The sequence below is a fragment of the Pseudomonas sp. IT-P253 genome (genome assembly GCF_949768125.1).
In the GTDB taxonomy this organism is placed as follows: Bacteria; Pseudomonadota; Gammaproteobacteria; order Pseudomonadales; family Pseudomonadaceae; genus Aquipseudomonas.
Map to the genome: position 1 here is coordinate 82,553 of NZ_CATKPT010000016.1, position 8,361 is coordinate 90,913.

6 protein-coding genes are annotated in these 8,361 nt (G+C 56.2%); 5 read left to right on the top strand and 1 reads right to left on the bottom strand.

Annotated features, from left to right (window positions below; all coding sequences use genetic code 11):
• Window positions 1–11 precede the first annotated feature (11 nt).
• Complete coding sequence (locus tag ACM6IR_RS10870; protein ID WP_414907705.1) at window positions 12–1,247, bottom strand: NADH:flavin oxidoreductase/NADH oxidase family protein; 1,236 nt, start codon at window positions 1,245–1,247, stop codon at window positions 12–14.
• A gap of 356 nt (window positions 1,248–1,603) precedes the next feature.
• Here ACM6IR_RS10870 and ACM6IR_RS10875 point away from each other — a divergent pair, with 356 nt between their 5' ends.
• From ACM6IR_RS10875 to ACM6IR_RS10895, 5 genes are all read left to right on the top strand, one after another.
• Complete coding sequence (locus tag ACM6IR_RS10875; RefSeq protein WP_414907706.1) at window positions 1,604–2,218, top strand: TetR/AcrR family transcriptional regulator; 615 nt, start codon at window positions 1,604–1,606, stop codon at window positions 2,216–2,218.
• Between the two features lie 87 nt (window positions 2,219–2,305).
• Window positions 2,306–3,397 (top strand): VOC family protein, encoded by a 1,092-nt coding sequence (locus tag ACM6IR_RS10880; RefSeq protein WP_414907707.1) that lies wholly within the window; start codon window positions 2,306–2,308, stop codon window positions 3,395–3,397.
• Between the two features lie 174 nt (window positions 3,398–3,571).
• On the top strand, window positions 3,572–4,528 hold the full coding sequence (locus ACM6IR_RS10885; protein ID WP_414907708.1) for a fumarylacetoacetate hydrolase family protein: 957 nt from the start codon (window positions 3,572–3,574) through the stop codon (window positions 4,526–4,528).
• Window positions 4,528–6,429 carry an acyl-CoA synthetase gene (locus ACM6IR_RS10890; protein ID WP_414907709.1) on the top strand — a complete coding sequence of 634 codons (1,902 nt, stop codon included), beginning with the start codon at window positions 4,528–4,530 and terminating at the stop codon, window positions 6,427–6,429. Before ACM6IR_RS10885 ends, ACM6IR_RS10890 begins: the two co-directional genes overlap by 1 nt.
• A 157-nt stretch (window positions 6,430–6,586) precedes the next feature.
• Complete coding sequence (locus tag ACM6IR_RS10895; protein WP_414907710.1) at window positions 6,587–7,906, top strand: outer membrane protein transport protein; 1,320 nt, start codon at window positions 6,587–6,589, stop codon at window positions 7,904–7,906.
• Window positions 7,907–8,361: the final 455 nt, after the last annotated feature.

The following is an 8,361-nucleotide window of genomic DNA, read 5'->3' on the forward strand; positions in this document are numbered from 1 at the left end:
ACCCCGAACTGCTAGGCTTGGCCAATCCATCGCCGATAGCTTTTCGTCTGACGACGAGACTTGAGTTGATTGCCGATCAATGCCAAGAGTGGCGACGTCCTGGGTTTGGTCCGTTTCCCTTGGCTCAGCAAGCCGAGCTGCTTCTTGACCACCGAGGCCACTGCAAGCGATGCCAGAGCCTTGTTCTTCCAGCGGACGACGATGGGCTCGATTTCAGTGTCCTGACCTGCCATCCACTGGCTTGGCAGGGCCGGCTCGATTGCCAACGCAGTGGCAAGTCCCACCATCGATACCGAGCCACTCACCACTCGCTCTGCAACCTCCTTTCTACGCACCCCGCCGGTGACCATCAGTGGCATGCGCGCTATTTTTCCTATTCTCTCCGCGAACTCGAGAAAATAGGCTTCTCGAGCCAAGCGGCTGCCATCACGGGTCTGCCCCTGCATCGCCGGGCTTTCGTAGCTACCACCTGACAATTCGACCAGGTCGACCGCCTTGGCGTTGAGCATTTCCACCACGCGAACCGCCTCCTCGGTATTGAAACCGCCTCGCTGAAAGTCCGCAGAATTGAGCTTCACGGCGACGCAAAAGCTTGGCGCGACTCGCTGACGTATGGCGTCGATGGTTTGCAGGAGAATTTGCGCACGATTTCCCAGGCTGCCACCCCAGCGGTCGCTACGCCGGTTGGTCAAGGGCGAAAGGAATTGGCTGAACAGGTAGCCATGCGCTGCATGAATTTGCACGCCGGTGAATCCGGCACGCTCGGCCAAAACTGCTGCACGGGTATAGCGCTCGATCAGCTCTTCGATCTCCTGCTCATTCAAGGCCCTTGGCGGTACAAAAGCCTTTGATAGTCCGGGAATATCCACGGCAACCGCGGACGGGCCCCGTGCCGATTGCCCCATCGAAGCCAATAGCTGCCGTCCGGGATGATTGATTTGCATCCAGGCCTGGGCTCCACGGCTGCGGCAAGCATCGGCCCATAGACTGAATTTGCCCAGGTTGAGATCGTCCTCAAGCACTACGCCAGCGGGTCCGGTCAAGGCGTGGCGGTCAACCATGACGTTGCCGGTGATGATCAGGCCGGCACCACCCTGAGCCCAACACCGATAGAGCTTAACCAGCGCTTCCCCTGGAGCATGTTCCTCATTTGCAAGGTTCTCCTCCATGGCAGCCTTGGCTATTCGATTTGGAATCACCGTGCCGTTAGGTAATCGAAGCGGTTTAAAGAGCTTTGAGCCGGTCATGTTCTGTCCTTCAGCTAATGAAAATTCGGCCAGCCATCGCTTAGGGGCATACCGTTCGAACACCGTTTGCACAGTGCTTGCTCAGGTTGTTGAGGTACTGGTTTGCATCAATGGGCCGGCTTGAGGACCTGCCGAGAAGGCGAGCCACAAATACGATGCGTAGCTGAACACGCGTGTTCATTTGTGTCAATGTGGAGGGCCCTTCGTCGATTTTGTCATATCAATCTAACCATCCAGTATCTTGGGTCGTATAACGGTTTTAATTGAGATTAAGGTACCCGATTGAAAAAACTTTGTTGACGTATGATGAACACGCGTGTTCAATCAGGTCATAAGGTAATCCTGGAGAGAGAACCGTGGAATCCCTAAATCCAACACAGCGCCGCATTCATCAAGCCGCCTTTCGACTGTTTGCTGAAAAAGGCACCTCACACGTGAACATTCTTGACCTCGCGCAAGAGGCAGGCGTGGCGCGTGGAACGGTCTATAGCAACATCGACAGCATGGAAAGCCTGTTCGAGGCGGTCGCCAGCCATCTCGCGAGAGAGATGCATGAGCGCGTCAACAAGAGCTTCAACTCCCTCTCCGATCCGGCTCAGCGCCTTGCCAATGGCATTCGATTCTTCATTCGTCGAGCGCACGAGGACTCCCAGTGGGGCGCATTCATCCATAAATTCGCCATGAGCAATTCCTCGTTGCGCGAAATGTTTAGCAGTCAAGCGACTACGGATCTTCTGAGCGGGCTTTCCACTGGGCGCTACACGTTTGCGCAGGAGCAATTGCTCTCAGTACTGACGCTGATATCGAGCAGCGTCCTGGGCTCGATTTTTCTGGTACTGGAAGGTCACAGAACATGGCGCGAATCGGGCTCTGACACCGCCGAACTGCTACTGCGAGCATTGGGTGTGGCGCAAGAGGAGGCTCGTGCGCTGGCGACTAAAGAGTTGCCGGCACTTCCATCTCTCGACTGAGCGCCTAACTGACTCAATTGGACAACACCCCTGGTTTTTCCAGGGGTTGGGGGCAGTTTTGCCCTAAAAACCCGGAAAACAAGAACAATGAACAACAAAAACGAATTGCACCGGCTGGCGACACAACAACCCGCCCGGCATCCGCAGCCGACGGTGAAGGCCCAGAGTCTCACTCACCTGATCTTTCAAAGGCCGGATTTGAATGAGGCGGCGCGTTTTCTGAGCGACTTCGGCCTGACGGTAAGTCGGCAGAACGCCGATACGCTCTATCTACGAGCCACCGACGCCACTTCATATTGTTACCGTGTCCATCGTGCAGAACATGCACGTTTTATCGGGTTTGGACTTGCAGTGCAGTCTCTGAAGGATCTGGAAAAACTCGCTCGAATCCCAGGTGCTTCATCAGTAGAGAAGCCGGAACATCCTGGCGAAGGGTATTACGTCAGGCTGACCGATCCTTCCGGCTTTATGGTGGAGGCCGTTTGCGACCAGACTCCAGGCAAGACGCTGGCGCATAGAGCGCCTCTGCACTGGAATCTGGCGCACGAGCAATCGCGAATCAACGCCACGCAGCGCCCGCCGATTGCTCCCCCTGAAGTACTCAGGCTTGGCCACATCGTGATCGAAGTGGCCGACTATCAGGCGACCTGTGCCTGGTATACGCAGCATTTCGGGTTTATTCCCAGCGATGTGCAGGTGCTTCCCGACGGTACACCTATCGTCGCGTTCATGCGCCTGGATCTCGGAGACATTCCCGCGGCTCACCATACGCTCGCGATTGCACAAGGGTTCATGGCGACCTATAGCCATAGCGCCTTTGAGGTCGTCGATGCAGACGCGGTGGGAATGGGACAGCGCGTCCTGCGCGAGCGCGGTTGGGAGCACTCGTGGGGAATCGGCCGACACATTCTGGGCAGTCAAATCTTCGATTACTGGCAAGACCCATGGGGCGATAAGCACGAGCATTACTGCGACGGGGATATTTTCACGGCCACTCGGCCTACGGGCATTCATCCGGTAAGCCCCGAGGCAATGGCCCAGTGGGGGCAGCGCATGCCCAAGAGTTTTACAAAACCCAAGATCAATTTAACCAGTCTGCGTGCGCTGATTCGCAACCTGCGACGCAGCCCGGACTTGACCATTCGCAAGTTGATAACACTCATGCGGATGTTCGGATAGGACTGCCGCCAAGTCGGGCAATCCAACCCTGTATGGCCCGCGGGACGTGCTTAAAGCCGGCGCCTTGATCGCCGGCGGCTCGTTGGTCTACAGCGTTGCCAGCCCCCCTCAGAACAACACCACAGTTCTCGCGCCACCGAGCGCGGGACAAACGCCGCTCCAGGAGTACCTTCAATGTCTGCTGTACACGTAGTCCGCTTTGAGTTTGAGAACGGTATCCACTGGGGCGTGCTACGCCAGGGCCGTATCACGATTGTCCCCGGTGTTTTTGAAACCACCGGTGACTTCATTCGCCAGAACAGTATCGACGACCTCGCTCAAATGAAAGGTACGGAGCTTGCGGAGGGCGAAGTGAAACTGCTGTCACCGGTGACCCGTAATCAGCAGTTCGTCTGCCAGGGCGCCAATTACCGACAGCACATGATCGAGTCAGGCATGGACCCGGACGCGAAGAAATTCAACATGATCTTCACCAAGGCGACAAGTTGCCTGGTAGCGGCTGACAGCGACCTGATCAAGCCGCGCACCGTGCGCTTCCTCGACTACGAAATTGAACTGGGGCTGGTGATGAAACGCGCGATCACCGGCGCTGTTGCTGTCACCGACGCCAATCTGCATGAGTTCATTGCAGGCGTCGTTATTGTCAATGACTACTCGGCTCGTGACATTCAGATTCCCCAGATGCAGTTCTACAAAGGCAAGAGCTTCCGCACTTTTGGCCCGGTCGGTCCCTACCTCTGTCTTCTGGATGCCAAGGACATGCATTACCTCAAAGCACTGCAGCTGCGCCTGACAGTCAATGACCAGGTGCGACAGAGCGACAGCACGGCCAACCTGGTTTACGGCCCGGCTGAAACCCTTACCGAGCTCTCCTCTGTGCAAGATCTCGCCGCTGGAGACCTGATTGCTACCGGTACTCCTGCGGGCTGTGCGCTAACGATCCCTTCGCCTGCGAAACAGCGCATTGCGGCCCTGATGCCAGAAGCCACCAAGTGGAAACTTTTCCTCAAGGCACAGGAGAGCCGGCCGCAGTATCTCAAGCCCGGTGACGTGGTCGAGGCGCGGATTCGCAGCGCCGATGGTGTGATCGACCTCGGTGTGCAACGCAACCGAGTCGTAGGGGAAGCCTGATGGTTGTGCCGACCCTGAACGACATCGAAAGTCTCGAACGAGTCCCCTTGTCGGAGCGTGGCCTGGCTTCCAGCACTTATGAAGCGCTGCGACGTACCGCCGGGCGCACTCCCGATGCGCCCGCATTGAGTTTCTTCGCCGACGCCACAGACTTCAAGAGCACCCACGACTGGAGCTATTCCGAGCTCTTTGCGGATATCACTCGCGCGGCAAATGCCTTCCATGACCTGGGCATAAAACCGGGTGAGGTGATTGCCTTCATCCTGCCCAACCTGCCGCAAACCCATTTCACTCTATGGGGCGGGGAGGCGGCGGGCATCGCCATGGCGATCAATCCTATGCTTGAGGCCAAGCAGATGGCGGGCTTGCTGAATGCCGCGAAGGCATCCGTGGTGGTGACGCTTGCACCGACTGCGGGCAGCGACCTGTGGCCGAAACTGGCTTCGCAGCTGGATCAGTTACCCACAGTCAAGTCTGTCGTTTGGGTCAGCATGGAGCCTTATGTCGCCGAACCGGTGCGTGAGCTCCTGAAAGCCGCGGCCCTGAAGGAGCGAGACTTACACAGCGGTATCGCGATCCACGATTGGCAATCGTTGATGAATGCTCAGCCGCACACACACCTGAAGAGCGGTCGGCAAATCCATCAGGATGAGTGCTCCTCCTACATCTGTACTGGCGGCACCACCGGGCTCCCCAAAATTGCCGCGCGTACTCATGGCTCGGAAGTATTCAATGCATGGGCTGTGGCGGCTCACTTGCAGCCACGCAGTGGTGGCCAGGTTATCTTTTGTGGGTTGCCGCTATTTCATGTCAATGGACAACTGGTGACTGGACTGATGCCTTGGACTCAAGGCGACCATGTGATCCTCGGGACGCCTCATGGGTATCGTGGCGAGGGGGTGATCCCACGATTCTGGGAGATGGTCGAACACTTCGGTATCAACCTCTTTTCCGGCGTGCCAACTGTCTATGCAGCACTTCTGCAAAATGAATGGCAGGGCCGCGACCTGTCCAGTCTGCGCTTTGCAATGTGTGGCGCTGCACCCATGCCGGCTGAGCTTTTCCGAGAGTTCGAGCGCCGGACCGGGGTAAAGATTCTTGAAGGCTACGGTCTTACTGAGGGCGCCTGTGTCTCCTCAATCAATCCGCCCCATGGCGAACGTCGCATTGGCTCCATTGGGATACGGATCGCCTATCAGCCTATGCGTGCGGTCTTGCTCAATGATTCTGGAGAGTACCTGCGCGACGCCAACGCAGATGAGATCGGCCTCATCACAATCAGTGGTCCGAACCTCTTCGAGGGCTATCTGGAGGAGCGTCATAACCAGGGCCTCTGGATCGATATCGACGGTCAGCGCTGGTTGAATACGGGCGATTTAGGTCGCCAGGATGCGCAGGGTTACTTCTGGCTGACCGGCCGCAAGAAGGAGTTGATTATCCGTGGCGGCCATAACATTGATCCCAAGCAAATCGAGGAGGCTCTGCAGGCGCATCCCGCCGTTGCCTTGGCCGCTGCAATCGGCAGCCCCGATGCCTACTCGGGCGAGGTGCCCGTCGCCTATGTTCAACTGCGCCCCGGGCAAGCCTGCAACGTCGAAGAACTTATGGCATTCGCTCATCTCAACATCAGCGAGCGGGCAGCAGTTCCCAAGCGCATTGAAATCCTCGAAGCATTGCCACTGACTGCCGTGGGCAAGATATTCAAGCCCACTTTGCAACAGCGGGAGATTAATAGAGTCGTCCAGCAGGAAGTGGAACGTATGTGTCTACAGGAAGTTGACGTAGAGGTGGTACAGGATGGACGGCGCGGGCTAGTCGCATGCATCCGGGCGGGAGGCAATCAGGAGGCCCTGGCCCTTCTTCTAGGGCGCTATAGCTTTCAAGTGGAATGGCTTACATGAGTGCGAGTTCACCTTTGTAAGTTAAACAAACATGCCCTGGTGCTAATCAGCCAGGGCCCTTTTCACAACTTCGATCAACTCCAACCGGCACTGACATGTGCACGGGAAGGCCAAGCCTTGCCTGCGTGTAACCAACAAAAAAAATAAGGGGTGGACAATGAAAGTGAATAACCGTGAGATCCCGTGTTTCTCTATTCAGCAAGCGATTGCTTTCTGGATCAAGTTAACCGGTGCCGTAGCCATACTCGGCGCTTCAACAACCGCGGGTGCCAATGGCATTGCCCTGAACGAACAAAGTGCAAGCAGTGCGGGAACTGCTTATGCGGGAAGGTCGTCTTCCGCGCTGGACGCCAGCACCATTTATGGAAATCCTGCAGGCTTGACCAAGTTGCAGCGCAGTGAGATTTCCGGCGGGGTAGCGGTCGTCTCGGTGAGCGACAACATCAGTGATGCGCAGGGCAGTGCCGCAGGAACGAATAAGGGGGACTCTGTACCTTTGGGAGTCGTGCCCTTCGCTTATATGTCGACGCCACTCGATGATCGCTTTTCGATTGGTCTGGGCCTCTATGTTCCCAGTGGTCTGATCAATGACTATGAGAGCTCTTTTCAAGGCCGCTACCATGGTTCCTATAGTACGACCAAGGAAGTAACCCTGCAGCCCACCATTGCCTATCGGATCAATGATTACGTATCCATTGGTGGCGGGCCGACTATAAACCGTTTCGATGCCAAGCTTCAGAATTACCTGGCCACCGGTGCCCTGAACAACGGTCAGGACACACTGGTCACCATCAAAGGCGATGACACGGCGATTGGCTACAACGTTGGCCTCCTGGTTGACTTCACTGAGGCAACCAGTTGGGGGATTAACTATCACTCGAAAGTGGACTATCACCTCAAAGGGCATACTGAGGTTTCCGGCTCCCCGGATGTTCTCCCACTGGACGGAAATTATCCCGCCAAGATAGATCTTACGATGCCTGAATCGGTGGATACGTCCATCACCCATCATTTCAATAGTCGCTGGACCGGATACCTGGGGACTACCTGGAAACGTTGGAGTCGGCTCCAGAAATTCGAGGCAATCAACAGCGATGTTTCCCCCGTTGGTCAGATGGCCGGCCTGGAACGTGTGGGCGAACCATTGAACTGGCACGACACATGGTCCACCGCGGTTGGCGCCTCCTATCAATTGACCCCGCAATGGCTGATGCGCGCAGGCTACGCTTATGATCCGTCGCCAGTTGGAAATGCCGATCGCAGTGTGCGCATTCCTATTGGTAACCGCCAGGCCGTGACTTTGGGCGGTGCTTATTTGCCGAATCCCGATCTGACGATAGACTTTGCTTACGGTTATCTCTGGGATTCCAAAGCCTCTGTACAACAGTCGAACAACTCCGGTCTTCAACCTGAATACAGTGCGAAATACGAAAATACTGCGAATGGATTTTCAGTGCAGGCTACATATCGGTACTAATCGACTGGGAGTGCCCACAGGTGCTCTGATCTAAGCCAATTGCGCTCCGGCACTCAGCAGCGGTAAAAGGGAAGAGGGCGCGCGAGCTACGCGATGGGCACCCACGTCATTTCGGCGTCAGGCTCTGAGGCGTTGGATCGAACGACGGCAGGCGTATACCTCCCGAGTAGCAACAGGAAAGGGCGCTGTTATAGACAAGGTGGTTTTTACAGAAGCGCTTGGAGATATTCCGGGCGTGGCGCCTGCGGTGGGCCATGTGTCAGCACCCGTGTCCATTCGTGATAGATAGCCGCTTGGGTCGCACCTATATATAAGCAGTGATTTTGGCATCCTGATAGAAAAGCATAATCAGGGCTTGACGGCAGATTCCAGACGTCTATAATTCGCCCCACTTCCGGCGCAGTCGAAACGGAAAACTCCTTGGTGAACAATGAGTTACGCGGTTTTCGACAGCG

Coding starts and splice junctions, on each gene's coding strand:
- ACM6IR_RS10895 (WP_414907710.1), top strand. CDS start 6,587: ATGAAAGTGAATAACCGTGAGATCCCGTGTTTCTCTATTCAGCAAGCG.
- ACM6IR_RS10885 (WP_414907708.1), top strand. CDS start 3,572: ATGTCTGCTGTACACGTAGTCCGCTTTGAGTTTGAGAACGGTATCCAC.
- ACM6IR_RS10870 (WP_414907705.1), bottom strand. CDS start 1,247: ATGACCGGCTCAAAGCTCTTTAAACCGCTTCGATTACCTAACGGCACG.
- ACM6IR_RS10880 (WP_414907707.1), top strand. CDS start 2,306: ATGAACAACAAAAACGAATTGCACCGGCTGGCGACACAACAACCCGCC.
- ACM6IR_RS10890 (WP_414907709.1), top strand. CDS start 4,528: ATGGTTGTGCCGACCCTGAACGACATCGAAAGTCTCGAACGAGTCCCC.